Annotated in this window: 21 protein-coding genes; 7 read left to right on the top strand and 14 right to left on the bottom strand. The window is 69.1% G+C overall.

All coding sequences use genetic code 11. The annotated features are described in order from the left end of the window. Window positions 1-13: 13 nt before the first annotated feature. Genes OXG83_17975 through OXG83_18000 form a run of 6 tightly spaced genes read right to left on the bottom strand, consistent with a single transcriptional unit; the run spans window position 14 to window position 4793 of the window. On the bottom strand, window positions 14-1225 hold the full coding sequence (locus OXG83_17975; GenBank protein ID MCY3966904.1) for a S41 family peptidase: 1212 nt from the start codon (window positions 1223-1225) through the stop codon (window positions 14-16). A gap of 7 nt (window positions 1226-1232) precedes the next feature. Next, window positions 1233-1571, bottom strand: a complete 339-nt coding sequence (locus OXG83_17980; protein ID MCY3966905.1) for an STAS domain-containing protein — start codon at window positions 1569-1571, stop codon at window positions 1233-1235. After that, complete coding sequence (locus tag OXG83_17985; protein MCY3966906.1) at window positions 1568-2035, bottom strand: ATP-binding protein; 468 nt, start codon at window positions 2033-2035, stop codon at window positions 1568-1570. Before OXG83_17985 ends, OXG83_17980 begins: the two co-directional genes overlap by 4 nt. A gap of 14 nt (window positions 2036-2049) precedes the next feature. Further along, window positions 2050-2538 carry a dCTP deaminase gene (gene dcd, locus OXG83_17990; protein ID MCY3966907.1) on the bottom strand — a complete coding sequence of 163 codons (489 nt, stop codon included), beginning with the start codon at window positions 2536-2538 and terminating at the stop codon, window positions 2050-2052. A 36-nt stretch (window positions 2539-2574) separates the two neighbouring features. Continuing rightward, the gene (gene glpX / locus OXG83_17995; protein MCY3966908.1) at window positions 2575-3549 is read right to left on the bottom strand and encodes a class II fructose-bisphosphatase; all 975 of its coding nucleotides are present in this window, start codon (window positions 3547-3549) and stop codon (window positions 2575-2577) included. Continuing rightward, on the bottom strand, window positions 3546-4793 hold the full coding sequence (locus OXG83_18000; protein ID MCY3966909.1) for an acyl-CoA dehydrogenase family protein: 1248 nt from the start codon (window positions 4791-4793) through the stop codon (window positions 3546-3548). Before OXG83_18000 ends, glpX begins: the two co-directional genes overlap by 4 nt. A 56-nt stretch (window positions 4794-4849) precedes the next feature. On the opposite strand from OXG83_18000, the gene OXG83_18005 reads away from it, so the two are divergent. Further along, complete coding sequence (locus OXG83_18005) at window positions 4850-5692, top strand: CPBP family intramembrane metalloprotease (GenBank protein ID MCY3966910.1); 843 nt, start codon at window positions 4850-4852, stop codon at window positions 5690-5692. Window positions 5693-5727: 35 nt separating this feature from the next. Here the strand turns inward: OXG83_18005 and OXG83_18010 are convergent, their stop codons facing one another. The 3 genes from OXG83_18010 to hflK are packed head-to-tail and all read right to left on the bottom strand — an operon-like array spanning window position 5728 to window position 8947. Further along, window positions 5728-6930, bottom strand: a complete 1203-nt coding sequence (locus OXG83_18010; GenBank protein ID MCY3966911.1) for a NupC/NupG family nucleoside CNT transporter — start codon at window positions 6928-6930, stop codon at window positions 5728-5730. 26 nt (window positions 6931-6956) lie between these two features. Beyond that, a complete protein-coding gene (gene hflC / locus OXG83_18015) occupies window positions 6957-7913 on the bottom strand; it encodes a protease modulator HflC (GenBank protein ID MCY3966912.1) in 957 nt (318 codons plus the stop codon). Continuing rightward, on the bottom strand, window positions 7910-8947 hold the full coding sequence (gene hflK, locus OXG83_18020) for an FtsH protease activity modulator HflK (protein ID MCY3966913.1): 1038 nt from the start codon (window positions 8945-8947) through the stop codon (window positions 7910-7912). The genes hflC and hflK overlap by 4 nt, the downstream gene beginning before the upstream one ends. 101 nt (window positions 8948-9048) lie before the next feature. Here hflK and OXG83_18025 point away from each other — a divergent pair, with 101 nt between their 5' ends. The 3 genes from OXG83_18025 (at window position 9049) to OXG83_18035 (ending at window position 13830) form a co-directional block, all read left to right on the top strand. Continuing rightward, window positions 9049-11523, top strand: a complete 2475-nt coding sequence (locus OXG83_18025; protein ID MCY3966914.1) for a PD-(D/E)XK nuclease family protein — start codon at window positions 9049-9051, stop codon at window positions 11521-11523. 417 nt (window positions 11524-11940) lie between these two features. Further along, window positions 11941-12561 (top strand): hypothetical protein, encoded by a 621-nt coding sequence (locus OXG83_18030; GenBank protein MCY3966915.1) that lies wholly within the window; start codon window positions 11941-11943, stop codon window positions 12559-12561. A gap of 15 nt (window positions 12562-12576) precedes the next feature. Next, the gene (locus OXG83_18035; protein ID MCY3966916.1) at window positions 12577-13830 is read left to right on the top strand and encodes a hypothetical protein; all 1254 of its coding nucleotides are present in this window, start codon (window positions 12577-12579) and stop codon (window positions 13828-13830) included. On the opposite strand, the gene OXG83_18040 is transcribed toward OXG83_18035, so the two are convergent. After that, a complete protein-coding gene (locus OXG83_18040; protein MCY3966917.1) occupies window positions 13827-14792 on the bottom strand; it encodes a hypothetical protein in 966 nt (321 codons plus the stop codon). The two genes, OXG83_18035 and OXG83_18040, sit on opposite strands and share 4 nt — an antisense overlap. A gap of 85 nt (window positions 14793-14877) precedes the next feature. On the opposite strand from OXG83_18040, the gene OXG83_18045 reads away from it, so the two are divergent. After that, complete coding sequence (locus OXG83_18045; GenBank protein ID MCY3966918.1) at window positions 14878-16554, top strand: ABC-F family ATP-binding cassette domain-containing protein; 1677 nt, start codon at window positions 14878-14880, stop codon at window positions 16552-16554. A 29-nt stretch (window positions 16555-16583) separates the two neighbouring features. Here OXG83_18045 and metH read toward each other — a convergent pair whose 3' ends face one another. The 3 genes from metH to OXG83_18060 all read right to left on the bottom strand — a co-directional run bounded on the left by metH (window position 16584) and on the right by OXG83_18060 (window position 22224). Then, on the bottom strand, window positions 16584-20060 hold the full coding sequence (gene metH, locus OXG83_18050) for a methionine synthase (GenBank protein ID MCY3966919.1): 3477 nt from the start codon (window positions 20058-20060) through the stop codon (window positions 16584-16586). A gap of 9 nt (window positions 20061-20069) precedes the next feature. Next, on the bottom strand, window positions 20070-20408 hold the full coding sequence (locus tag OXG83_18055; protein ID MCY3966920.1) for a VanZ family protein: 339 nt from the start codon (window positions 20406-20408) through the stop codon (window positions 20070-20072). Window positions 20409-20502: 94 nt separating this feature from the next. Further along, window positions 20503-22224 (bottom strand): bifunctional sulfate adenylyltransferase/adenylylsulfate kinase, encoded by a 1722-nt coding sequence (locus OXG83_18060; protein MCY3966921.1) that lies wholly within the window; start codon window positions 22222-22224, stop codon window positions 20503-20505. A gap of 121 nt (window positions 22225-22345) precedes the next feature. On the opposite strand from OXG83_18060, the gene OXG83_18065 reads away from it, so the two are divergent. Further along, on the top strand, window positions 22346-23896 hold the full coding sequence (locus OXG83_18065) for a hypothetical protein (protein ID MCY3966922.1): 1551 nt from the start codon (window positions 22346-22348) through the stop codon (window positions 23894-23896). 31 nt (window positions 23897-23927) lie between these two features. Further along, the gene (locus OXG83_18070; protein MCY3966923.1) at window positions 23928-24698 is read left to right on the top strand and encodes an SDR family NAD(P)-dependent oxidoreductase; all 771 of its coding nucleotides are present in this window, start codon (window positions 23928-23930) and stop codon (window positions 24696-24698) included. Between the two features lie 12 nt (window positions 24699-24710). Here OXG83_18070 and OXG83_18075 read toward each other — a convergent pair whose 3' ends face one another. Further along, window positions 24711-26144: an amidase gene (locus tag OXG83_18075; protein MCY3966924.1), complete on the bottom strand. Its 1434-nt coding sequence runs from the start codon at window positions 26142-26144 to the stop codon at window positions 24711-24713. Window positions 26145-26232: the final 88 nt, after the last annotated feature.

Below are 26232 nucleotides of genomic sequence, written 5' to 3' on the forward strand. Positions count from 1 at the left end.
CTACCGCGGTCGCCTACAGGTTCGCCGACTCCGCGGGAGGTTCCAACATCTTCTCGATCGCACCTTCGAGCACCGGATCCGACCCGTCTTCCGGCTCGGCGAAGAAGAAGGCGCCGAGGCGGTGCTCCTGCTCCATGCGGATCCTGCTATTCAGCCGCTCGCCGTCCGGATCGGTGTAGAACGCCGAGGTCAACTCCAGCACGCCTCCCTCGTTCGGCAGCTCGATCTGCTCCACCTCGCCGGCGTAGCCGAAGGTTGGTTCACCGTAGAGTTCGGCGCCTCTCGCCTTCTTCAGCACGGCGGTCAGCACCTCGGCGGCTCCCTGAGAACTCCGGTCGACCAGTACGGCGATGTCGCCCGAGTAGAGGCCGCCGACGCCTTCGAAGCTCAGGAGTTTCTGGTCCTCGCGATCGACGAGGCCGCCCAGCTCACCCTGGGCGAACCGGCCTGCCACCTCGTAGGCATCGGCGACCGATCCTCCGGCGACACCGCGCAGATCGATCAGCAGCGAGTCGCCCTCGTACCCGGCGAGCGCCGCGTCGACGTGGTCCGCCGTTCCAGCGGCGAAGCTCGGGATCGTCAGCACGCCGACACCGCCCACCTCCTCGAACTCCGGCGGCAGGAGGTCGTACTCGGCTAGAACGAGACTCACCTCGAGCGGGTCCTCCACACGGCTTCGAACGAGTTCCACCAGCACGTTCGAGCCAACCGGACCGGCCAACTGCCGGCGCACCTCCCAGAGCGGCATTTCCCGAGACGAACGGCCGTTGATCATGGACACGATGTCGCCCCGTTCGAACCCCGCCAGATCGGCCGGACTGCCGCGGTCCACCGCGGCGACGTAGGCGGTCCCGCGCTCCTTGACCACCAGCAGACCGCTGTGACGGCGGCCGATCTCCCGCGCGGCCCGGTACGACTCCACCGCGCTCGCGGGCACGTACACCGAGAACGGATCCAGCGCGTCGGTCACTCCGTCCAGAGCGCCCGCCATCAGACCGCGGCCGCCGACTTCCTCGACGTAGGAGCCGCGGATCAGCCGCAGGACTTCCTCCCACAGCGTGATGTACTTGTAGATCGAGTCGGTGCCGGGTTCGTCGTCGCTGGCACCCAGCCACGCGCCGCTGGCGAGGCCAAGGACGAAGAGCAGCGAGACGCAGACGAAGAGCAGCCTGCCGCCGACTCCCGCCCGGCGGTTCACCGGCGGACGCTCTCCGTCTGCGATCACGGCTTCCTCAGGAGACCGACGCGACCGCCTCGTCCTCGTCCTGCATGATGTCGAGCACCGTGACCAGCTGGGTGATCTGCAGCACGCCGAGCACGCGCCTCGGCAGCGCGAACAGACCCAGCTTGCCGCCGCGGTTGGTCACCGTGGTGTAGGCGGCGATCAGTTCGCCGACGCCGGACGAGTCGATCGTCCGCACGCGGCCCATGTTGAGCAGAATGTTCACAGCGCCCGCACCGACCGCTTCGTGAACGGCCTCCCTCAGAGCAACGTCCCCCTCGCCGATGGTGATCCTGCCCTGGAGATCGAGAATCGTCGCTCCATCCCGCTGGCGCTTGTCAATCTTCATTCCGCTCCTCCCTGGTCTCCTTCGGCGCCCGCGCGCGGACCACCGAACTTCTTGTGAAGCCGGACCTTCGTGCCGCCCTCGGCGCCAAAGTCGTACTCGATCTTATCCATGAACTTCCTCATGTAGAAGATTCCCCGGCCCTGTGTCTTCAGCAGGTTGTCCGGCGCCAGCGGATCCTCCACCGCGGCCGGGTCGAACCCGCTGCCCTCGTCTTCCACCGTGATTTCGATCCCGTCCGCACTCACTTCAAGCGCCACCTCGACCTTCTTCTCGGGGTCCTGCGCGTTGCCGTGCTTGATCGCGTTGGTCAGCGCCTCCCGCAGCGCGATGCCCATCCAGTAGCCGCTCTCCTCGTCTACCTCCAGCGGTTCGAGTACCTCGTCCACCACCGCCAGCACCAGTTCGATGTTCTCGTACCGGCTGCCGACGCTGAGCCGGATGGTCTGCCGAGAGGGTGCGGACACGGTCCTGGGCCCGCTCAGCTCCGGGCCCGCGTCGCACCGAGCTGGTGCTGATACTTGCTCTTCGCGCCCGGCTCGCCGTACGCGATCTCCGGCTCCGATTCCATCGCGATGAAGATCAACTGGGCGATCCGCCGGCCGGCGTCGAGCACGAAGGGGACCGGACCGAGGTTCTGCAGTTCGAGCGTGATGTTCCCCTCGAAGCCCGGATCGCACCAGCCGGCCAGGGAGTGGTTGATCCACAACCGGCCCAGGGTCGACTTGAGCTTCAGGTCGCACGCCACGGAGCGCGGGATGCGCACGAACTCGAGGGTCGTGGCGAGCACCACCTCGTTCGGAAACAGCTTGACCTTTTCGCCGCGAAACTCCTCCGGGTCGCGCGTGGGGCAGATCCAGTGGTCCCCGACCCGGACGTCGTAGCTGGCCGCGTTCACCTGCTCGGGTTCGAAGGGGGAGACCCCGCCCCCCTCGCCCCAGGCGCGGATCCAGTGGTCCGGCTTGATCACGGCCGCTCCGCCATTGTGCCGTCCACGTTCCCCACCTCAGTAGAAGTAGACGGGACCGCCGTCCTCGCCCCGGTGAATCGTCTCGACGAAACGAATGACGCCCTCCTTGAGCGACATGGTCAACGTCGACGTCCGGAAGCCGTCACCAAAGAAGCGGACGCCCCGGAGCAGGTCACCGCCGGTGACGCCGGTGCAGCAGAACAGGATGTCCTCCCCCGGCGCGAGCTCTTCCGTCGTGTAGATGCGGTCGGGATCCTCGATGTCGAACTCGGCGAGCCGCCGCTTCTGCTCGTCGGAAAGCGCCGACAGCCGCCCCTGAATCTCCCCGCCGAGGCAACGCATCGCCGCCGCCGTGATCACTCCTTCCGGCGCGCCGCCGGCGCCGATCACCGCGTGGATGCCGGTGCCACGGACCGCCGCCGCGATCGCCGTCGACAGGTCGCCGTCCCCGATCAGCTTGATGCGCGCCCCGGCGGTCCGGATGTCGTCGATCAGGCCCCGGTGCCGGTCCCGGTCGAGAACGACCACGGTCAAGGCGCTGACCGCGCAGTCGAAGGCGGCCGCGATCGCCTTCAGGTTGTCCTCTACCGGAGCGTCCAGGTCGACCTTGCCGCGGGCGGTCGGGCCGACCACGATCTTGTCCATGTAGATGTCGGGCGCGTGGAGCAGGCCGCCGCGCTCGGACGCGGCGAGCACCGCCATCGCGTCGGAGGCCCCGGTGGCGCAGAGATTCGTCCCCTCCAGCGGGTCGACCGCGAAGTCCACCTGCAAATCGCCCGGGGCCCGGCGGCCGACCTCTTCGCCGACGTAGAGCATCGGCGCCCTGTCCCGCTCCCCCTCGCCGATCACCACCCGGCCGTCGATCGCCATCTCCGCGAGGACCCCGCGCATCGCCTCGACGGCGACGTGGTCCGAGTGGTGGCGGTCGCCGTATCCCATCGTCTGGGCGGCCGCGACCGCGGCGGCCTCGGTGACGGCGACGAAGTCGTGGTCGCGGAGTTCCCCGGTCACGAACCGGCCCCAGCGGCGACAGCGGCCGGTGCGCGGTCGGTTGCCGCCTCCCGCGCCTGCCGGCGGCTCATCGGCGGGTTGAAGGAGGGGATGCCGGTCACCGCGGCGCCGATCACCAGGCCGTGGATGTCGTGGGTGCCCTCGTAGGTGTAGACCGACTCGATGTTCAGCATGTGGCGCACCACCGGATACTCGTCGGAGATGCCGTTGGCGCCCAGGATCTCTCGCGCCAGCTTCGCGCATTCGCGCGCGACCCAGACGTTGTTCCGCTTGCACATCGAGACGTGCTGGGGTTCCATCGTGCCGGCCGTCTTCAGGCCCGCCAACTGGTAGACGAGGAACTGTCCCTTCGTGATCTCGGTGATCATCCAGGCCAGCTTCTCCTGGACGAGTTGGTGACTGGCGATCGGCTGGCCGGCGAACTGCACCCGCTGGCGGGCGTACTCGAGCGCCGTGTGGTAGCACTCCATCGCCGAACCGAGGCCGCCCCAGCAGATGCCGTAACGGGCCTGGTTCAGGGTCTGGAGCGCGCTGCCGATGCCGCGGGTCCCCGGCAGGATGTTGCCTTTCGGAATGCGGCAGTTCTGGAACGAGAGTTCGCCGGTCACCGAGGCCCGGAGCGAGAACTTGCCGTGCTGCTCGGCGCTGACGAAGCCCTCCGTCCCCTTCTCGACGAGGAACCCGCGGATCCCTTCGTCGGTGCGCGCCCACACCACGGCGACGTCGGCGACGCTGCCGTTCGTGATCCACTGCTTCGCGCCGTTCAGCACCCAGCAGTCTCCGTCCCGCCGCGCGCGCGTGCGCATCGCCGAGGGATTCGAACCGAAGTCCGGCTCCGTCAGGCCAAAGCAGCCGATCATCCGCCCGCTCGCCAGTCCGGGAATGAAGCGGTCCTTCTGCTCCTTCGAGCCGAAGGTCAGGATCGGGTACATGACCAGGGAGCTCTGCACCGAGACCATACTCCGGATGCCCGAGTCGCCGCGCTCGAGTTCCTGCATGACCAGCCCGTAGGCCACGTCGCCGAGGCCGGGCAGCCCGTACTCCGTGAAGTTCGCCCCGAACAGGTTCAGGTCGCCCAGCTCAGGCGCCAGTTCCATCGGAGAGCGCGCCTCCCGATGGCACTGCTCGATGATGGGCTTCACCCGTTCGTCGACGAACTGACGGACGGTGTCCCTGATCAGCCGCTCCTCGCCGCTGAGCAGCGAGTCGAAGTTCATGAAATCAACGCCGGGAAATCGCTCCAAGGCACCCTCCTGGATGGTCTGCGGCAGCGCCGAACCCTAGCAGTAGGATGCCGGCCGTGACCCTGGTTCGATTCATCCTGCCACTAGTGGCGGGCGTCGCCTGCGCCTGGTGGATCGATCGCTCCACCGCGGCGCGCGGGCTTCTGCCGCCGCGTTTCGGAAGCGCTACCGGCGAAGGTCTTGAGCGCCGCCTCGCCGCCATGGCACTGCTGGGGCTGGTGCTCTGGATCGGCGTCTTCGCGGCCGTCGGCCAGATCGGGCTGCCGTCCGTCATGGACCAGATCGACTTCGAGAACCTCTCACCGCTACGGCTGTTCCAGATGCACGCGATTCTGGTCGCCTTGCTGGCGGCCTGGCTGATGCTCGGCTACTGGCGCTGCGGGCATGGCGCCGGCACCGTCATCATGACCCAGCTCGGCCTGCGCACCCGCACCGGTCAGTCGATCCCCACCGAGGTGGGAATCGGACTCGGCGCCGGCGTCGTGCTGTGGGGCGGCGTGCTGGCCCTGGTCCTGCTTTCGGCCTTGATCGTCGGCGCCGCCGGCGGCTTCGAGAACCTTCCCAACGAAGCGCCGCAGATGGTGCTCTGGATGGGGAGCCTGCCACTCCTCCTGCGGCTCATGGTGAGCCTCTCCGCCGGCGTCGTCGAGGAGGTCTTCTTCCGCGGCTTCCTGATGCCGCGAGCGGGCTTCTGGCTGTCGAACGTCCTGTTCGTGCTGGGCCACATGAGCTACGAGCAGCCCTTCCTGCTTCTGGGCGTCGCCCTGCTATCGATCGCCTTCAGTTTGCTGACCCTCTGGCGCGGCAACATCTGGCCCGCGATCGTCGCCCACTTCCTATTCGACGCGATCCAGTTGCTGATCATCGTGCCCTCAGCCGCTGAAGCGGCTGGAGGATAGGTCCCGCCGCGCCGTCCAGTCCGTCCGACGCCGCCTCAGACCAACAGGCCGGCGATCGTCGCCGTCTGCAGGCAGGCGAGGGTGCCGGCGATCATCGCCCGCAGGCCGAGGCTTGCCAGCTCGCTCTTGCGTTCCGGGGCGATGCCGCCGATGCCGCCGATCTGGATCGCGATCGACGAGAAGTTCGAGAAGCCGCACAGGGCGTAGGTGGCGATGACACGGGATTTCTCCGACAACTGGTTCTCGGCCGAGATGTCCTCGAAGCGGGAGTAGGCGACGAACTCGTTGGCCGCGGTCTTCAGGCCGAGGAGCGTTCCAACCGCGTCCGCTTCCACCCACGGCACCCCCATGACCCAGGCCAGAGGCCGGAACAGGAAGCCCAGGATCATCTCCAGGTTGAGTCCCGGAAGCCCGATCCAGCCGCCCACCGGCCCGAGCAGACCGTTGATCAGCGCCACCAGGGCGATGAAGGCGAGCAGCATGGCGCCGACGTTGAGCGCCAGCTTCAGGCCGTCGCCGGCGCCCTGGGCGGCGGCGTCGATCATGTTCGCCCAGGGCGTCTTCACCTTGAAGTCGGCCTTCGCCGAGACCTTGTCGGTTTCCGTTTCCGGAATCATCAGCTTGGCCATGACCAGGGCGGCCGGGGCCGACATGACGCTGGCCGCGATCAGGTGGCCGGCCGAGATACCCATGCCAACGTAGGCAGCCATGACACCGCCGGCGACCGTCGCGAAGCCGCCGGTCATCACCGCCATCAGTTCGGAGCGGGTCATGTTGCCGACGTAGTGGCGGATCAGCAACGGCGCCTCGGTCTGGCCGACGAAGATGTTGGCCGAGGCGGACAGCGACTCGGGGCCGGAGGTACCCATCACCTTCGTCATCACGACGGCAAAGACCTTGACCACGCGCTGGATCACGCCGAGGTGGTAGAGCACCGCGACGACGCTCGAGAAGAAGATGATCGTCGGCAGCACGCGGAAGGCGAAGGGGACGAGAGCCACGGCCTCCTCGCCGAAGACGAACTCCGAACCGACGTCGGCGAACTCGAGGAAAGTGGTCACAGCCGCGGTGGCCCACTCGAAGAACGCCTCCCCCGGCGCCGTCTTCAGAATGAGCAGCGCGAGGACGAACTGGATCCCGATGCCGGTGGCGACAGTCCGCCAGCGGACCTGCCGGCGATGGGTAGAAAGCAGCCAGGCGATGCCCGGAATGACCAGGAGTCCGATCAGGCCGGTCATCTATCGACTGACCGCCGGCCCCGCAGCTAAGGGCCGCTGGCCTTCAGGAAGCTGAAGTAGTCGCTGTCGGTCGACACGACCAACCAGGTGTTCGGGTCGATCGTCTTCTCGAAGGCCTCCATCGTGCGCAGAAACTCGTAGAAGCTCCTCGACTGGACCGACTGGTTGTAGGCCGAGGCGTAGATTTCGGTGGCCTCCGCGTCGGCCCGGCCCCGGATCTCGGTCGCCTGGCGGTAGGCCTCGGACTCGATCCGCTTCAGGTCGCGGTCCATGTTGCCGAGGATCTCCGACGCCCGGCCCTGGCCCTGCGACCGGAACCGGTCGGCGATCCGCTGCCGTTCCGAGATCATCCGGTTGAACACGTCCGGCTCGACCTGCTCGCCGTAGTTGATGCGGCGGAACTGAACGTCCAGGACTTCGATGCCGAGATCGTCGGTACGCGTCTGCGCCGCGGCCAGGATGTCCTGCCGGATCTCGTCCCGGCCGGTCACGATCTCTTCGAGGCCGCCGCCCGCGTCCTCTTCGAGGCCGCCGCCCGCCTCCGGATACGACTCGTCGGCGGCCGCCTCGCGGTTCGAACTGCGGATGACCTCGATCAGGTCGTGGTTGGCGATCGCGTTGCGGGTCTCGCCGTCCAGGATGTCGTCGAGCCGCGACTGCGCGCCGCGCTCGTCGCGCAACCGCTGGAAGAAGAGCAGCGGATCCGAGATCCGCCAGCGGGCGTAGGTGTCGACGAAGATGAACACCTTGTCGCGGGTCGGCAGCTCCTCCGCCGCGCCCTGCCACTCCAGGAAGCGGCGGTCGAAGTACTGCGCCTTCCGCCAGGGCAGCTTGAACTTGAGCCCCGGCGTGTCGATCGCGTCGCCGACCGGGCGGCCGAACTCGGTGATGATCGCCTGGCGGTCCTCCCGCACGACGAACAGCGACAGGTTGGCCAGCAGCAGCAGCACCAGGACCAGCAGAACGCCCAGGATCCTCTTCACGGCGTTCCCTCCCCGGCCTGCTGCGCCGCGACCTGCCGCGCCGTCCTCGCCGTGCTGACTCCCTCAAAGCTCATGATCGGCGTCAGGCCGTCGACGTCCTCGTCGACGACGATCTTCCGGCCCACCTTCGGCAGCACCCGCTCCATCGTCTCGATGAACAGCCGCTTTCGCGTCACCTCCGGCGCCTGGCGGAACTCCGCGTAGAGGGCGTTGAAACGCGTCGCGTCGCCCTGGGCCCGGTTGACCCGATCGAGCGCGTAGCCCTCCGCCTGCTGGATCGTCTGCAGAGCCTGCCCCTCGGCCCGGGGGATGACCCGGTTGTACTCCGCCTCGGCTTCATTCACCAGCCGTTCGAGCTCCTGCTCCGCCTGGTTGACCGCGTTGAAGGACGGCTTGACCGGCTCGGGCGGATTGTTGCTCTGGAGCACCACCTGGTCGATGTCGATCCCGGTCTCGTACTGGTCGCAGAGTTCCTGCAGGTCGCGCCTGACCGTGCCCTCGATCTCGGCCCGGCCGACCGTGAGAACCTCGTTCACCGTGCGGTCGCCGACCACCTTGCGCATGACCGCCTCGCTCATGTCGCGGAAGGTGTCGTCCAGGTTGCGAACGCGGTACAGGTACTGGTACGGGTCGACGACCCGGTACTGCACCACCCACTCGACCACCGCCGCGTTCAGGTCGCCCGTCAGCATGTTCGCCTCCTCCGCGTTGCCCACGAAGGAGCTGCGCACTGCCACGCTCTCGCTGCGGAAGCCGAACTCCTGCTTCAACTGGCGTCTGACCGGCACCTTTTCCAGTTGGTCGACCACCGGGATCTTGAAATTCAGGCCCGGATCCCTCGTGCCGGCGTACTTCCCGAGACGGAGGATGACCCCCACCTCCTCGGGCTGCACCGTGTAGACGCTGGACAGGGCCAGGAGGCCGGCCACCACCACCACCGCGATGATCTTGAGGCCGCCCAGCCGATCGCGGACGGCCTTCCCCAGGTTGTCGAGATCGAGCGGGCTGTTCCCGCCGCCGAAGTTGTCTGCCATAAGGCCCTCAGGCTATGCCATCGACCCCCCGATGACAACCTGTGAAGCGCCGAAACTCCCCGGCCGGCAAGGAAACCCGGCGTGCTGGAGAACGCCTTCCGGTGGCCCGTTCAGGCGGTAGTCTCGCCGCCATGCCGCCGCGCTTCGACGACGACGCGAGGACGCTCCAACTGTCCGTGGCGGACCTGCTCGACCACCGCTCCGCCCGACACCTCGGGTTCGCCAACCGCGGAGGATTCGAGCGGCTCTGGGTCGGTCAGGCGATCCACAGCCGCTACCAGGAACAGGCGATGGAGCGCGAGCCGACCTACCGGCGCGAAGTCGAACTCTCACTGGAGTTCGTTCATCGCGGCTGGCAGGTGACGCTGACCGGCCGCGCCGACGGCGTCTACACGGACGAGGACGGCGTTCTGGCGATCGAGGAGATCAAGTCCGTACGCCCGAACACCGAGCCCTCACCGGGCCTGCTGGCGACCTACCGGCTGCAGGCGGCGATCTACGGCTTCATCCTCCACCGGTCAGGCGCGGATCCGCTCCCGGTCCGGGCCGAACTGGTCCTGATCGAGATCGGCACCGCCGGGATCGAGCGGCTGGACGTCGAACTCGACTGGGCCGAACTCGACAACCGGATCCGGGCGCAGCTCAACGCCCTCGTGCAGGACTACGAGGCGGCGCGCGCACATCGCCAGCGTCGCCAGCTCGCGGCCGAACGGCTCGAGTTCCCCTTCCATCGACCACGGCCCGGCCAGCAGGAGATCATCGACCGCACGGGAATCGCGGTCGAGCAGAGGGAGCACCTGCTGGTCCAGGCGCCGACCGGTCTGGGCAAGACCGCGGCTGTCCTGTTCCCGGTCCTGCGCGAGGCGCTGGCGCGGGACCTCCGGGTGTTCGTCCTCACCGCGAAGAACACCCAACAGGCAATGGCCAACCGGGTGATCGACCTGTTGAACCCCGAGCGCGCCTTCCACGCGCTGCACCTGCGAGCCAAGGCCCGCATGTGCGCGAACGACGAGATCATCTGCCACGAGGACTACTGCCAGTACGCCCGCGACTACTACGTCAAGCTGCAGCGCAGCCAACTCCTGCCGCGCCTGCTCGAAGAGCACAGCCTGCTCGAGCCGGACGCGATCTACGACGCGTCGAAGCGAGATCGCGTCTGTCCGTTCGAGATCAGCCTGGAACTCGGGCGCCAGGTCCAGGTCGTCGTCGGGGACTACAACTACGCCCTCGACCCCTTCGTCAAGCTGACCGAGTTCCAGGGCGACGCGGACCTCTCCGGCACCGTCCTGATCGTCGACGAGATCCACAACCTCGTCGACCGCGGACGCGGCTACTACAGCCCCGAACTGACCGCGCAGAGCTGCCGGGACGCCGCGGCGAGCCTGCGCCGGGCGGGCCGCGGCACGGAAGGCGGGCCGACACAGCGCCTCCGGGAACTCTGCGCCGGCCTGGAGGAGCTGATCCGGGACGAGGTCGACCTGGCAGTCGACCTGCCCGACCGCAACGCCGTGGCTGAGGGAGCCGCGCCCGAAGAGCAACTCTGGCGCCTGCGGCCCGCCTTCGACCGCGGCTTCGTGGACTACCTGGAGTTCCGCCGCGACACCCGCTCGTTCGCCGCGAACGACGCCTTCGTCGAGCTCTACTTCAAGCTGCTCCGGTTCCTCAACACCCTCCAGCTCGCTGCCTCGCCGAAACACGCAGAGTCCTTCAGCTTCCTCTTCCGGCGCACCGCCGGTGAACCCAGCTTCAGCCTGCTCTGCAAGGACGCGAGCGCGTTCCTCGGCGCGACGATCAACCGTTGCCGCTCCTGTATCGGCCTCTCGGCGACCCTTCAGCCGTTCGAGTTCTACCGCGACCTGCTCGGCTTCGACGGCGCGCGCACCTCGACCCTCGAGGTGCCGAGCGCCTTCCCGGCCGGGAACCGGCGGATCGTCGTCGACACGTCGGTCACGACGACGTACCGAGCCCGCGACGACAACTACGGCCCGATCGCCGAGCGGCTATCCGAGTTCGCGTGCTCGGTGCCCGGGAACTCGATGGCGATCTTCCCCAGCTACCGGTTCCTCGCCGAGGTCGAGGAACGATTGCCCGATTGCGGCCGCAACGTGGTCGTCCAGCAGCAGACGACCAGCGAAGCGCGGCGCCAGGAAGTGCTCGACGCGCTGACCAGTCCGCTGGCCGGCGACACCCTGCTCCTGGCGGTGGCGGGGGGCGTGTTCTCCGAGGGCGTCGACTACCCGGGCGATGCCCTGCTCGCGGTCGCCGTCGTCGGCCCCTGCCTGCCCGCGGTGACGGTGGAGCAGAAACTCCTGCAGACCTACTACGACGAGCGCTTCGAGCGCGGCTTCGAGTACGCCTTCGTCGTGCCGGGCATGACCCGCGTGGTCCAGGCCGCCGGCCGGCTGATCCGTTCCGCCGACGACCGCGGCGTGATCGCCCTCCTCGACCGCCGTTTCCTCCAGCGGCCCTACCGCAAGCACCTCCCGGCCGAGTGGTGGCCGGAGTCGGAGGATGCGGATGGCGCCGGGCTCGCGGGTCACCCCGCGACCACCGCCGCCGCGTTCTTCAGCCCATGACCGGCCTGCTCCGACGGATCGAACGCTTCATCGCCACCGGCGAGGGCAGGTTCGGTCGTCTGGCAGCAGCAGCGGCCCGTTCCGGAATCGAGCGGGTCGAGCCCTACCGCCGCCTTTGCGAACGGCGCGGCATCGCGCCTGCCGCACTCGACGACTGGCGTTCGGCGCCTCCGGTCCCGACGTCGGCCTTCAAGTCGCTGCACCTATCCGCCGCCGAGCCCCGGGTCGTCTTCCGCAGCAGCGGCACCACGCTCGGTGGCGAACGCCGGAGCGTCCACTACCACCCGTACCCCGATCTCTACCGGACCGTGATCGACGCCACCTTCGCCGGCGCCTGTCTGCCCGCGGGCGTGGGGCGGATGCCCATGCTCTCGCTCATCCCGAACCGCGCAACCGTGCCCGACTCGAGTCTCCTTCATGGTGGATCACGTGTTCGAGCGCCACGCCGCGCCCGGCAGCGCCTGGGCCGCGTCGAACGCCGGCATCGACCTCGATCTCGCCTGCCGGTGGCTCCGCGCCCGCGCCGAGGGCGAACCGGTCTTCGTCCTCGCCACCGCCCTCGCCCTCGTCCTGCTCCTCGACCGGCTCGAAGCCGAGGAGAAGCCGGCCATCCGCCTGCCGCCAGGCAGCCGCGTCTTCGAGACCGGCGGCTTCAAGGGCCGCACTCTGGTCACCACCCCCGAGGCGGTAAGGCAACGGGCCAAGGCCCAGCTGAGCCTCGGCCCGGACGCCGTGGTGCGCGAGTACGGCATGACCGAGCTGACTAGCCAGGCCTACTCCCGCCCCGGCGGCGAGCGTCTGCGAACGCCGCCGTGGATGCCGTTCAGGGTCCTCGATCCGGAGACCCTCGAAGAGGTCGAGCACGGCCAAGCCGGCCTGCTCTCCTTCTTCGACCTCGCGAACCTCGGCTCTGTCTGCCACGTCCTGACGGAAGACCTCGGCGTCCGCGAAGGCGACGCCTTCCACCTGCTCGGCCGCGCCACCGGCGCCGAACTCCGCGGCTGCTCGCTGACCGCCGAAGAACTGGGCGCCGCGTGACGAAGTTAGACGTTCGTGAACCGTAGAGAATCCCGCCAAGGCAACGCCCGATCTCTGGGTGCGCGGACCTTCTGGTCCGCATCCGGCGCGGAGCGCCGGTTCCGGAGGAGCTCACTCAAGGACACGACCCAGAGCCTCGCCCAGGGCGCTCGCGCGCTTCGAGCCATCCCGGAAGAGGACCTCCCCGCCGCCTGGAACGACACCCTTGCCGCCTTCCTCGATGCCGGCAGCCCCGAACGCCGCGAACTCGATCCCGACCTGCTGCAATCCACCGGCCTCTCTCCCACCGGTCTCGACCGCGGCCTTCAAGCCATCGGCTCCGGAATGGTCGGCCAACCCGCGGCCGCCGAACTTCGCCGCCCGCACTGCCAGCAGGCGGACGGCTTCAGCCTCGTGGTTCTGCCGGCCAGCCCACCGGGCCTGATGCTTCAGTCCCTCCTCCCTGCCCTGGCCGCGCGCGCACCCGTCCTGTTCAAGTCGTCACGGGCCGAGCCCTGCTTCGCACCGGCATTCCTCGCCGCCCTCGCCCACCGCCTGCCCGCCCTCGACGAGGCCTACGCCAGCGCCACCTGGACAGGGGGCGACGCCTCGATCGAGGGCGGGCTCTACTCCGCCGCCCGGCTCGTCGCCGCCTACGGCAACGAAGCAACGATCGACTCGGTGAGAGCCGCAGGCACTCGCCGCCTCATCACCTTCGGCCCGAAGCTCAGCCTCGGCTGGGTCGGACGCGACGCCGACGTGGAGCAAACCGCCCGCGGCATGGCCCTCGACATCGGACTCTTCGACCAGCGCGGCTGTCTCTCCGTCGAGGCCGTGTTCGTCAAGCCCGCCATTGCGACCACCTTCGCCGCCGCTCTCGCCGAGGCCATCAGGGAACTCGCGCTCGATCTCCCACCCGGCCGCAGCGACGCCGCCGAGCGCGCCGGCGTCCGCCTCGCCCGCGAGGACGCCGACCTCCGTGGTCTGCGCCGCTACGGCGACGCACTCGACGCCGGCACCGTCATCCTCGATTCCGACCCGAGCATCCGCCCCTCACCCGGCCTGCGCACCGTCCGCATCCACCCGGCCGAGGGCGTCCCGACCCTCAACGAGTGGAACGGCCGGCTTCAGGGCGTCGCCGTCGCCGGCCACATGCCCGCGACCGTCCGCCGCGCCTTCGACCACGCCGGCGTCTCCCGCTTCGCCCCCGCCGGCGAACTCCAGGCGACCGAAGCCGCCTGGCGCAACGGCGGCATCGATCTCGCCGCCGAGTTCGCAGGCAGTGACTAGGGCTCCGGCGGCAGCCCCGACACCGTCTCGACCACCACGCCGTCCTTGACCCGGCACGACCGCGGCAGCGTGCGGTACAGCGGATTCAGGAACGTCGGCGGCGCCTCGCGGATCTCGAAGGCCGGGCCGTAGGACCAGAAGAACGTCCGGTTCTCGTCCGGGGTCGCGGAGCTGAGCACCCACATCCGGCCGCCGTCGAAGACGTGCTGGTTCAGGCTGTCGACCGCCTTGCCCAGGTCCTCGTCGAGGTCGGCGATGACCAGCCAGTGCTCGCCCTCCTCGAGCTCCGGCACGATCGTGAACAGACAAAGCCTGCTGTCGCCGTCGCCGCTGCAGATCTCTTCGATCGCGAGACCCGGCTTGAGCCGGGTCGCCAGGTTGTCGAGCGGCAGGTCCGGCGCGGCGCGGGCAAACGCCAGCAGGCCCACGGTCAGGACGCCGACGACGGCGAGCCGGATCCACGGCACGGTGTCGGCCGCCCGCCTGCCCAGAAAGGCGATGGCCAGTGCCGGCACCATGAGCGCCAGGTCCTGCCAGAACGCCTCGGCCGGGGTGCGCTCGACCAGGTTGCCGAAGCAGCCGCAGCCCGCCTCGTCCTCGGTCGCGATGCCGCGCAGGTCGCGGTAGTAGGCCCGGCCCGTCAGGAACAGGAAGAAGGCGACCAGCAGCGCCGACGGCCCGAGCACCCACATCCGCCGGAGCCCCAGGATCAGCGCGCTGCCGAGACCCATCTCGAGCGCCAGCGCGATCGCGGTGACCACGACGGCCGGCAGCAGGAAGTCGAGACCCTCGATCTCGATCAGCTTGACGAATGCCTGAGGGTCGAGCGCCTTGACGACTCCTCCAAACACCAGCACCGCACCGAGAAAGGCGCCGCCGGCCCATCCGATCAGACTCAGAGCGCCCTCCGGGAGGCGCCCGGGGACCGCCGCCCGGGTCTCCTGGCGCACCCTAGTCGACACGGCTTGCTCTCATCGGTCCGTAGTCCATCCGTTGCTATCCTGACCGGCGCTCCGAGACGGGCCAGATCGCGCCGCAGACTACCCCATGATCTCCATCTCCAACCTCGGCAAGAGCTTCGGCGAACAGACCCTGTTCACCGGCGCGAGTGTCCGCTTCGCGAAAGGCGAACGCTACGGACTCGTGGGCTCCAACGGCTCGGGAAAGTCGACCCTGCTGCGCATCCTGAGCGGCGACGAACCGGTCAGCGAGGGCTCGATCTCCATCCCGAAGCGGTGCCGGCTCGGGGTGCTGAAGCAGGACCACTTCGAGTACGAGGAGGTTCCGATTCTCGACGTCGTGATGATGGGCAACGCCGAGCTCTGGGACGCGATGGTCGAGAAGGATCGGCTGCTGGAGCGGGCCGACGAGCACTTCGACGGCGACCGCTTCGCCGCGCTCGAGGAGGTCGTCATGCGCTGGGACGGCTACTCGCTCGAGTCCCGGGCCGCCGAGATCCTGGAGGGGCTGGGGATCGAGACGGAGGTCCATCGTCAGCCGCTCTCGACTCTCTCCGGCGGCTTCAAGCTCCGCGTGCTGCTGGCGCAGACCCTGGCGGCGGCTCCCGACGCGCTGCTGCTCGACGAGCCGACGAACCACCTCGACATCCTGTCCATCCGCTGGCTCGAGAAGTTCCTGTCCGACTTCAGGGGCGTGGTCCTCGTCGTCTCCCACGACCACCGCTTCCTCGACAACGTCTGCACCCAGATCGCCGACATCGACTACGAGACGTTGACCGTCTACCCCGGCACGTACTCCAACTTCGAGCGGAAGAAGGTTGAGGAACGGGCCCGCCGCGAGGCCGAGATCGCACAGCGCCAGCAGGAGATCGACCACCACCAGAAGTTCGTCGACCGCTTCCGCTACAAGGCGAGCAAGGCGCGGCAGGCCCAGAGCCGGGTGAAGCTGATCAACCGGATGACGATCGAGCCGCTGCCGCAGAGTTCGCGGCGCTATCCGCTGTTCCGGTTCGCGTCGCGGCGACCCTCCGGCAAGCGCGTGCTCACCCTCGAGGGCATCTCGAAGAGCTACGGCGACAACCACGTGCTCGACGACGTGTCGATCGAGATCGGCCGCGGAGAGCGGATCGCGATCATCGGTCCGAACGGGATCGGCAAGTCGACCCTGCTCAAGATCGCGATCGGCGAGGTCCCCGCCGACTCCGGCGAGATCGACTGGGGCTACGAGACCCACCCCGGCTACTTCGCCCAGGACCACCGCCAGCAACTGCTGGACAGCCAGGGTGCGGAGCGCAAGACGGTCGAGAACTGGCTCTGGGACTGCTGCCCCGGCGAACCGATCGGCTTCGTGCGCGGCCAGCTCGGCGCCGTCCTGTTCTCCAAGGACGAGGCGATCAAGCGGATCGGCAGCCTCTCCGGCGGCGAGGCGGCACGTCTCCTCTTCTGCCGCCACATCGTCCTCAAGCCCAACGTGATGGTGCTGGACGAGCCGACGAACCACCTCGACCTGGAGGCGATCGAAGCGCTGATCGAGGGGCTTTCCGACTACCCCGGCACCCTGCTCCTCGTGTCCCACGACCGCTGGTTCGTGAGCCGCCTCGCGACCCGGATCATCGAGATCTCGAGGGACGGCGTCAACGACTTCGTCGGCAGCTACGACGAGTACCTCGACCGCCTCGGCGACGACCACCTCGACCGGGCGGCGGCGCTGGTCAGGGCGAAGAGGGAGAAACGGGAGAAGAAGGCGGCAGCGCAGGCTCTCTAGCAGCCGGCGCCCCGCGGCCCAGCCTCCTCTCAGACGCCGAAGTAGCGCGCGTCCGGGTGGTGGAACACCAACGCCGACACCGTCGCCTCGGGGTCCATCATGTCGCCCTCGGTGAGTTCCACGCCGATGTCGGCGGGCTGTAGCGCGGCGAAGAGCTGGCGCTGGCCGGCGAGGTCGGGGCAGGCCGGATAGCCGAAGGAGTAGCGCTTGCCGCGGTACCTCGCGGCCAGGCGGTCGCGGGTCGTCATCTCCGGCGGATCGGGGAATCCGAGCTTGGCCCGGAGCCGTTGGTGCAGGAGTTCGGCGGCGGCTTCGGCGGTCTCGAGCGCCAGCGCGGCGTAGGCATGGCTCTTCAGGTACTCGCCGCGGGCCTTGAACCGCTCGGCCGCCTCGCGCACGCCGGCCCCGGCGGTAACCACGAAAAGGGCCACGTGGTCACCTCGCGGCAGCACGTAGTCGGCGAGGCAGAGGCCGTCTTCGCGTGGCTGCCGGGGCAGGAGCCACTCGGCCGCGACCTTCTCGCCCGCTTCGGCCGGTTCCAACAGGACGAGCCGGTTGCCCTCGCTCCGGGCCGGGAAGAACCGCCACACTCCATGCGCCGCCAACTCGCCGCGCGCGAACTCCTTGAGTTCCTCGACGACCGCCTCGACCTTGAGCAGCTTCGGATCGTTCGCAACGCGCAGCCGTTCCACGGAACCCTTCAGTCCCAGATGCTTCGCGTAGAGCATCTGCAGGTTCAGGTGCGGCCAAACGTCGTCGAGGTCGAAGCGGGCGGTGTGCCGCTCCAGGTCGGGGGGCTGAGGCGCCGGGACGTCGGCGCGCACGGCCCTGCTGCGACGGTCCCCCGCCGACGCTTTCGCTCCCCTCGAGCCGGTGCGAACCGGCGCCCGGTCCCGCACGCGGAGCGCGTCGATCCGGTCGAGCTGCTCGCTCCGGCGCCCACCGTCGCACAGCCGCTCGATCAGGTCGAGCCCGCTCATCGCATCGCCGGCGTAGGTGCAGACGCCGCCGTACTCGGGCGCGATCCGGTTGTGGGTGAACCGCCGCGTCAACGCCGCGCCGCCGACCACCAGGTCCGTCTCGATCCCCGCGTCCCTCAGATCCCCCGCGGTCGCGACCATCTGCTGGGCGCTCTTGACCAGGAGTCCGGAGAGGCCGATCACGTCCGGTTTGTGCTTGCGGGCGGCCTGGACCAACTGCTCGCTCGGCACCTTGATCCCCAGGTTCACGACCTCGAAGCCGTTGTTGGTCAGGATGATGTCGACCAGGTTCTTGCCGATGTCGTGGACGTCGCCCTTGACCGTGGCGAGGATCACCCGGCCGCGGGTCATGCCCTCCATCCGCTCCATGTGCGGCTCGAGGTGGTCGACCGCGGCCTTCATCACTTCGGCGCTCTGCAGCACCTCGGCCACGATCAACTCGTTGTCGTTGAACAGCCGGCCCACCTCGGCCATGCCGGTCATGAGAGGTCCGTTGATGATGTCCAGCGGATCGGGCCAGCGCGGGTCGGCGAGCGCCGCGTCAAGGTCCGGGCGCAGGCCCTCCTTGCTGCCCTCGACCACCGAGCGCGACAGGCGCTCCGGCAGCGGCAGCAGATCCCGCGGCGCCTGCTCCTGCCAGCCCTTGCGCTCCCGAAACGCGGCGGTAAACGCCTCGACCGCGCGCTGTCCCGCCTCGACATCGCCGGGCCGCAGATCGAGCAACGCCTCCGCCAGCACCCGTTCAGCGACCGGGATCTCGGCGTAGCGCGCCAGGCCCTGGGTGTTGACGATCGCCGCGTCGAGGCCGGCCTGGGTGCAGCGGTAGACGAACACCGCGTTCAGCACCTCCCGCCCCGCGAGGGGCAGGCCGAAGCTCACGTTCGAGATGCCGAGGATGGTCCGGGTGCCCGGGAACGCCTCGCGGACCCGGCGCACGCCATCGATCGTCGCCGCCGCGGAACCGAGATAAGCCTCGTCGCCCGTGCCGCAGGGGAAGACGAGCGGATCCCACCAGATCTCCTGGGGCTCGATCCCCCACCTGGACGTCAACAGCTCGTACGAGCGCGCGGCGACTTCGAGCTTCCGCTCCACCGACACCGCCATGCCCTCTTCGTCGATCAGCCCGACGACCAGGGAGCAGCCGAACTCCCGCGCCAGCGGCACGACCCGCTCGAAACGCTCCAACCCGTCCTCCAGGTTGATCGAGTTCAGGATCGACCTTCCCTGGCACCAGGTCAGCGCCCGCGCCATCACCTCGTGGTCCGTGCTGTCGATCATGAGCGGCACCTTGACCCGGCGCACCAGCCGCTCCAGGAAGCGCTCCATGTCCTCCGTCTCGTCGCGCTCGGGGTCCTGGAGACAGATGTCGACGACCTGCGCTCCACCCAGGACCTGGGCTCGGCCGACCTCGGCCGCCGCTTCGTACTCGCCTTCCCTGATCAGGCGCTTGAACTTGCGGCTGCCGAGAACGTTCGTGCGCTCGCCGACCAGGAGCGGCCGGTTGTCCTCGGTCAGCTCCGCGGCGTCCAACCCCGAGACGATGCAGCGACGATGCCCGGGCGGCCGGCGCGGCGAACGGTCGCGGACCAGATCGGCGAACGCCTCGATGTGGGCCCCGGTCGTGCCGCAACAGCCGCCGACGAGGTTCAGCCAGCCGTGATCGAGGAAGCGGGAAAAGGTCGCGCGGAAGTCATCGGGCGTCTGGCTGTAGAGCCCGTCCTCGTCCGGCAGGCCGGCGTTGGGCACGCAGCCGACCCGCGTCCGGCAGATCTCGGACAGGGCCCGCAGGTGGTCGAACATCTGGTCCGGGCCGGTGGCGCAGTTGAGGCCCACGTAGAGCAGGTCCCGGCGGTCCCGGTGCAGCAGGGAGGCCGCCAGCGCCTCGACCTCCTGGCCTCCGAGCATGGTCCCCATCGTCTCGATCGTCACCGAGACCGCGACGGGCAGACGCCAACCCGCCTGCCGGAACGCCGCCTCGATCCCGATCAGGCCCGCCTTCACGTTGCGCGTGTCCTGGCAGGTCTCGAGCAGCAGGTAGTCCGCGCCGCCGGCCACAAGCCCCAGAGCCTGCGTGCGGTAGTCGTCCCGCAGTTGCTCGAAGGTGACGCCGCCGGTCACCGAGATCGCCTTCGTCGTCGGCCCCATCGAGCCGCAGACGAAGCACTCGCGGCCGGCCGTGGCGCATGCCTGCCGCGCCAGTTGGGCGGCTCTGCGGTTCAGTTCGAAGGCACGCTCCCCGAGACCGTACTCCGCGAGCACCAGGGGCGTGCCGCCGAAGGTGTTCGTCTCGACGATGTCGGCGCCGGCCTCGAGGTAGGAGCGGTGGACGTCGAGCACGACGTCCGGCCGGGTCTCGACCAGGATCTCGTTGCAACCCTCGAGTTCCTCGCCGCCGAAGTCCTCCGGTCCCAGGTTCGCCGCCTGAAAGGCCGTACCCGTGGCGCCGTCGAGCACGAGGATGCGCCGTTCGAGCGCGGCGCGGAGGGCGCTCTCGCGTGCAACGCGGTCGTGCGGCGAGCTGGTCACTTCGCCACGCTACCGCGGCAGCCGCGGCCAGATTCCCGTGGCGAGCAGGGCGCCGACGCCGACGCCGACGGCATCGGCGACCAGATCCATCCACTCTCCGGACCGGTAGCCGACCAGCCTCTGCACCACCTCGATGGCCCCTCCATAGGCCACGGCGCCGGCGGCCGCCACGAACACGCCGCGAACCTTCCCCGCCCGCGCTGCCGGCGCGCACCAGGCCCAGGCGAGCACGGTGAAGAGCACGCCGTGCGCGATCCAGTCCCAGGGCGCCCGCGCCGCCACCCTGGGCGTATCGCCCACGAGCAGGGCGAGGAAGCGCGCCAGGCCGCGCTCCAGCGGTTCCGCCAACAGCGGCGCGGGCAGGAGCAGGAACAACGCGATGACGCCCGCGACGCCGACCGAGAGCAGTCGCCAGGTGGGCGCGGGGCGCCGCCGGAGGGAATCAGCGCGGTCCGACGAACCCCTCCTTCTCCAGGTGGAGGATGACCTGCTGCGCGGCCTCCTCGGCGGTGATGTCCGTCGTATCGATCACCATGTCCGGGTTCTCGGGCGCCTCGTACGGATCGGAGATGCCGGTGAAGGCGTCGATCAGCCCCGCCCTGGCCTTGGCGTAGAGCCCCTTGACGTCGCGTTCTTCGCACACCTCGAGCGGCGTCGCCACATGGATCAGGATGAACCCGCCCACGTCCTCGATCATCTCGCGCACGTCCTGCCGGACGTTCTCGTACGGGGCGATCGGAGCGCAGATCGCGACACCGCCGTTCTTCGTGATCTCCGAAGCGACGAAGCCGATCCGCCGGATGTTGATGTCGCGGTGTTCCCGGGAAAAGCCGAGCTCGGAGGACAGGTTGGTGCGCACGATGTCGCCGTCGAGCAACGTCACCGGCCGGCCGCCGGCCTCGAGGAACTTGACCAGCAGGACGTTCGCGATCGTCGACTTGCCGGCGCCGGAAAGCCCGGTGAAGAACACGGTGAAGCCCTGGTTGCTGCGGGCCGGATGGCTGCGGCGCAGCTCCTGGGCCACCTCCGGGAAGGTGAACCACTCGGGAATCGGCAGACCGCGCCGCAGACGCCGGCGCAGGTCGCTGCCGGAGATGGAGAGCGTCCGCTCACCCTCCTTCACGGTATCCACCGGTTCGTACGAATCGCGGTCCTCCACGTAGACCATCAACCGGAAGGGGACCATCTTCACGCCGAGTTCGGCCTCGTGCTCGACCATCAGCTCCTGCGCGTCGTAGGGGCCGTAGAACGGCTGGCCCTTCGAATCGACCCCCGGACCCGCATGGTCGCGGCCCACGATCAGGTGCGTGCACCCGTAGTTCCTGCGGATCAGGGCATGCCACAGCGCCTCGCGCGGCCCCGCCATGCGCATGGCGAGAGGGAGCAGCGCCAGCTCCGCGGTGTGGCGCGGATAGTGGGCGAGAACCTTGCGGTAGCAGCGGACCCGCGTGTAGTGATCGAGATCGCCCGGCTTCGTCATGCCGACGACGGGGTGAATCAGCAGGTTCGCCTCCAGCTCGCGGGCCGCCCGCAGCGTCAGCTCGAAGTGCGCCCGGTGCATGGGGTTGCGGGTCTGGAAGGCCACCGCCGTCTTCCAGCCGAGCTGGGCGAAGCGGCGTCGCAACTGCAGGGGCGTCTTCCGCAGTCCGGGGAAGTCGTAGTGCCGGGGCAGCTGGATCCCCTCGATCCGGCCGCCGACGGAGACGGTGTTCGTCCGCTGGTACAGATGGGCGACCCCCGGGTGGGCCTGGTCGAGCGTGCCGTAGACCAGTTGCGCTTCCTTGCGCCGGTCGTGCTCCCAGACGTCCTCGACCGTGAGCACCGCCAGCATCAGTCCCTCCGGGTCGCGCAGCACCAGCTTCGATCCCGCTTCGAGACCGGAAGCGGCCTCCGGCGTCACATCGAGCGTGATCGGCATCGGCCACAGTGATCCGGAAGGCAGACGCATCGTCTCGCAGACGCTGTCGAAGGCGGCCCGGTTCATGAACCCGTCGAGCGGCGCGAAGCCGCCGCACATCAGCAGCTCCAGATCGCAGATCTGGCGCGGCGTCAGGGTCCAGGAAGGCCATTCACGGGAGCCCTCCCGCAGTTCGTTCAGGCGATCCGGGGCGGCGATCAGCGACCGTGGCGAGCCGCTGCGCCGCGCCCCTCGCGGCTCGGTCATCATCTGCTCCGTCGACGTCGTCGTAGTGCGGCCCAGCAGTGCCGGCCGGCCGCGCAGTCTAGCAGCCAGCTAAGGTTCTCCCCTCATCTGTTTCGGAACGAATCGGCCCGGGAGAAGAAGCATGGTCTGGGAGCGAGAGATCGAGGAGCTGAGGCGGCGCCGCGAGTTCGCCCGGCAGATGGGCGGCGAGGCCGGCATCGCGGAGCAGCACCGCCGCGGCAAGCTGACGATCCGGGAGCGTCTCGACGTGTTCACCGACGAGGGCTCGTTCCAGGAGATCGGCGAGCTCGCCGGAGTGGCCAGCTACGACGGCAACGAGCTCCAGGACGTCCGGCCCTCGAACCGGGTCATCGGGCTCGCCCGCCTGAACGGACGTCGCGCGGTCCTGAACGGCGGCGACTTCACCGTGCGCGGCGGCGCCTCCGACGCCTCGGTCGGCGACAAGGGCGGCCACGCCCAGAAGCTGGCGCTCGGCTGGCGCCTGCCCTACGTGCGCCTCCTCGACTCCACCGGCGGCAGCGTCAAGACCTTCGAGAAGATCGGACGCACCTACATCCCGACCAACCCCGCCACCCCGGGCATCGAGGACCTGTTGTGCAGGGTGCCGGTCCTCGCCGCCGTGCTCGGTTCGGTCGCCGGGCTGCCAGCGGTCGAGGCCTGCCTCGCCCACTTCAACGTCATGGTCAGGGGCACGAGCCAGGTGTTCCCGGGCGGTCCTCCGGTCGTCAAGGCCGCGCTCGGCATCGACATCACGAAGGAAGATCTCGGCGACGAGCGCACGCAGGTGTTCGGCAGCGGCGTGATCGACAATCTCGCCGACTCCGAGGAAGAGGCCTTCGCGATGCTCAAGCAGTTCCTGAGCTACCTGCCCGACAGCGTCTGGCAAATGCCGCCCCGCGGCGAGACCCACGACGACCCGGAGCGCCGCGAGCCGTCGCTCCTGTCCGCCATCCCGCGCGAGAAGAACAGGGCCTACGACCCGAGAGCGATCCTCGACGCCGTGCTCGACCGCGACTCCTTCTTCGAGATCACGCCGCACTACGGGCGCTCCCGCATCGTCGGCCTCGCCCGCGTCAACGGCTATCCGGTCGGTACGATGATCAACAACCCGAGCTATCTCGGCGGCTCGATGAACGTCGCCGCCGGCACGAAGGTGATCCGCTTCCTGCAGCTATGCGACACCTTCCACCTGCCGATGGTCTACTTCGCCGACGAGCCCGGGTTCATGGTCGGCCCCGAGCAGCAGCGCCAGGGGATCGTCCGCGCCGGCGCCAAGATGCTCTGCGCGACGCTTCGCACCCGTGTGCCGTGGCTGACGATCGTCATCCGCCAGCTCTACGGCGTTGCCGGCCAGTGCCACGACCGCCCGAGCGGCATGTTCCGGCGCGTCGCGTGGCCTTCCGGCCACTGGGGCTCGATGCACATTTCCGGCGGCGTCACCGCCGCCTACCGGCGCATCATCCGGGAGTCCGACGACCCCGCGGCCAAGCAGAAGGAGATCGAGGACCGCCTCGAGGCCCTGGCGTCGCCGTTCCGCACCGCCGAGGCGTTCAACATCGAGGAGATCATCGATCCCCGCGAGAGCCGGCCGATGGTCTGCGACTTCATCGACACCGCCCAGGCGGTTCTCGAAACCCAGCTCGGGCCGAGTCCGACGCCGTACATGCCGTAGACCCGCTGAGAAGCGAAGGAGGCCCCAATCCATGCCGATCGTCGACCACTCCATGGACGGACAAGTGGCCCTCATCACCGGAGGCTCCAAGGGCATCGGCCGCGCCATCGCCCTCGCCTTCGCCGAGAACGGCGCCGATGTCGCGATCACCGCTCGCGGTCTCGAGGCGCTCGACGCCACCGCCGGCGAACTGCGGGAACCAGGTAACCGCGTCCTGGCAGTTCCGGCCGACGTCGGCAGCACCGAAGCGGTCGAGGCGCTCTACGAGCAGGTGGTCGCCGAACTCGGCGGCATCGACGTCCTGGTCAACAACGCCGCCAGGGGAGGCGGCGGGGCGATCTCCAAGCTGAACGAGCAGGTCTTCCGGCGGGTGATGGCGGTCAACCTCTGGGGACCGATCCGGCTGTCGCAGTTGTGCCGGACGACGATGCAGGAGCGCGGCGGCGGCATGATCATCAACATCGCCTCGAACGAGGGCCTGCGCGCGTCGCCCGGCCTGGGCATCTACCCGCCGTCCAAGGCCGCGCTGATCAACTTCACGGAGCTGATCGGCAAGGAGTGGGCGAAGGACGGTATCCGCGCCGTCGCCATCGCTCCCGGCCTGTGCCGGACGGAACTCGCCGCCGGCCTGGTCGAGATGGTCGAGAAGAACGACATCGCGATCAACCCGATGCGCCGCATCGGAGAGCCCGAGGACATCGCCGCCCTGGCGCTCACCCTGGCAACGCAGGCAGGCCGGTTCGCGACCTCTACGACCTACGTCCTGGACGGCGGCGAACTGAGCGCGGGACCGCTCGGCTAGGAGCCGGATGCTTCAGACGTCCGGATGGCGCAGGTGCCAGTCGGTGGCCTGCTCATAGGCGTGGGCGAGGCGGCAGAGCGTCGGTTCGCTGAGGTCGCGGCCGACGAGCTGCAGGCTGTGGGGCGCGCCCGCGGCCGAGAAGCCGCACGGCAGGGAGATCGTCGGCGTGCCGGCGAAGTCGGCGGGCACGGTGAAGAGCTGGATGCTGCCGAGCGGCGGATCGAAGGTCTCCGCGAACGACTCCAGGGCCTCCCTGAACGCCCCGACCGTGTCGTACCCCATCGCCTCCTTCATCGGCAGCGCGGCGACGTTCGACGGGCAGACCAGCGCGTCGACCGCGGACAGCATCGCCTCGAATCGCTCGCTGAAGGCCGCGCGCCGTGCGGTCGCTTCGGCGTGCGCGTCGTCGCTCACCTGGGCGCCGAAGGCCAGGAACTCCCCGAAGTACGGCCCGTAGTCCGCAGCGCGGCTGGGGTATGTCGCGGAATGCGCCCGAACGGCCTCGTAGGAGCAGAGCGGCCACCAGTCGTCGAAGGGCGCCGCCGGCATCTCGACTTCCATGACCTCGGCGCCGAGGCCGGCCAGGACCTGCAAGGCCTCCTCCACCGCGGCGGTGACCGCCGGGTCGACGCCTTCCGAGGCGTACCGCCGGTCGTACCCGAGCCGCATCCCGGCGATGTTCCCGTCGAGCGCCGGCAGGATGGGAGGCATCGGCACCTCGAGAGAGGTCGGATCGTTCGCGTCCGTGCCGGCGATCGCTTCGAGCATGATCGCCGCATCGGCGACGGTCCGCGTCATCGGCCCGATGTGGTCGAGCGACCCCGCGAGTTCGAGCACGCCGTAGCGGCTGACCCGCCCCCAGGTCGGCTTGAGCCCCACGATCCCGCACTGGGCGGACGGAAAGCGGATCGATCCGCCGGTGTCCGAGCCGAGGGAGCCGAAACAGAGGCCGGCCGCCGTCGCCACGCCCGAGCCGCTCGACGAGACGCCCGTCCACAGATCCTCGTCCCAGGGGTTGACGGGGATGTCGAAGTCCGGGTGGTAGGCGCCCATCGCGCCTTCGGTCAGGTTCAGCTTGCCGAGCAGAACGGCGCCCGCGGCATGCAGCCTCTCGACCACGGTCGCATCGAACCCCGGGACGAAGTCGGACAGGACCGAGAGCGCGCCCATCGTGCGCACGCCCTTCGTGTAGCAGAGGTCCTTCACGGCGATCGGGACACCGTGCAGCGGTCCCCGGTAGCGACCGCCCTCGATCTCGGACTCGGCCGCACGTGCCGCGGCAAGCGCCTCGTCGGCCATCACGGTCGCGTAGCTCCTGAGCCGGCCGTCGACGGCGGCGATCCGGTCGAGCATCGCCTCGGTCAGGGCGACCGGCGAGAGTTCGCGGGCTTCGATCAGGCGCGCAACGTCGCGCAGGCTCATGTAGTGGATCGGTTCATCGTGCATCGATGCTGCCTCCGGGGTCGCTCCCGCGGTCCGTTCGTCTCCGCCGCAGGCCCACAGGAACGGTCCGGCAGCGCCGGCGCCGAAGAGC

This window comes from Acidobacteriota bacterium (assembly GCA_026707545.1).
Classification (GTDB): Bacteria; Acidobacteriota; Thermoanaerobaculia; order Multivoradales; family Multivoraceae; genus Multivorans.

Coding starts and splice junctions, on each gene's coding strand:
- OXG83_17980 (MCY3966905.1), bottom strand. CDS start 1,571: ATGAAGATTGACAAGCGCCAGCGGGATGGAGCGACGATTCTCGATCTC.
- OXG83_18010 (MCY3966911.1), bottom strand. CDS start 6,930: ATGACCGGCCTGATCGGACTCCTGGTCATTCCGGGCATCGCCTGGCTG.
- hflK (MCY3966913.1), bottom strand. CDS start 8,947: ATGGCAGACAACTTCGGCGGCGGGAACAGCCCGCTCGATCTCGACAAC.
- OXG83_18030 (MCY3966915.1), top strand. CDS start 11,941: ATGGTGGATCACGTGTTCGAGCGCCACGCCGCGCCCGGCAGCGCCTGG.
- OXG83_18045 (MCY3966918.1), top strand. CDS start 14,878: ATGATCTCCATCTCCAACCTCGGCAAGAGCTTCGGCGAACAGACCCTG.
- OXG83_18060 (MCY3966921.1), bottom strand. CDS start 22,224: ATGACCGAGCCGCGAGGGGCGCGGCGCAGCGGCTCGCCACGGTCGCTG.
- OXG83_18065 (MCY3966922.1), top strand. CDS start 22,346: ATGGTCTGGGAGCGAGAGATCGAGGAGCTGAGGCGGCGCCGCGAGTTC.
- OXG83_18070 (MCY3966923.1), top strand. CDS start 23,928: ATGCCGATCGTCGACCACTCCATGGACGGACAAGTGGCCCTCATCACC.
- OXG83_18075 (MCY3966924.1), bottom strand. CDS start 26,144: ATGCACGATGAACCGATCCACTACATGAGCCTGCGCGACGTTGCGCGC.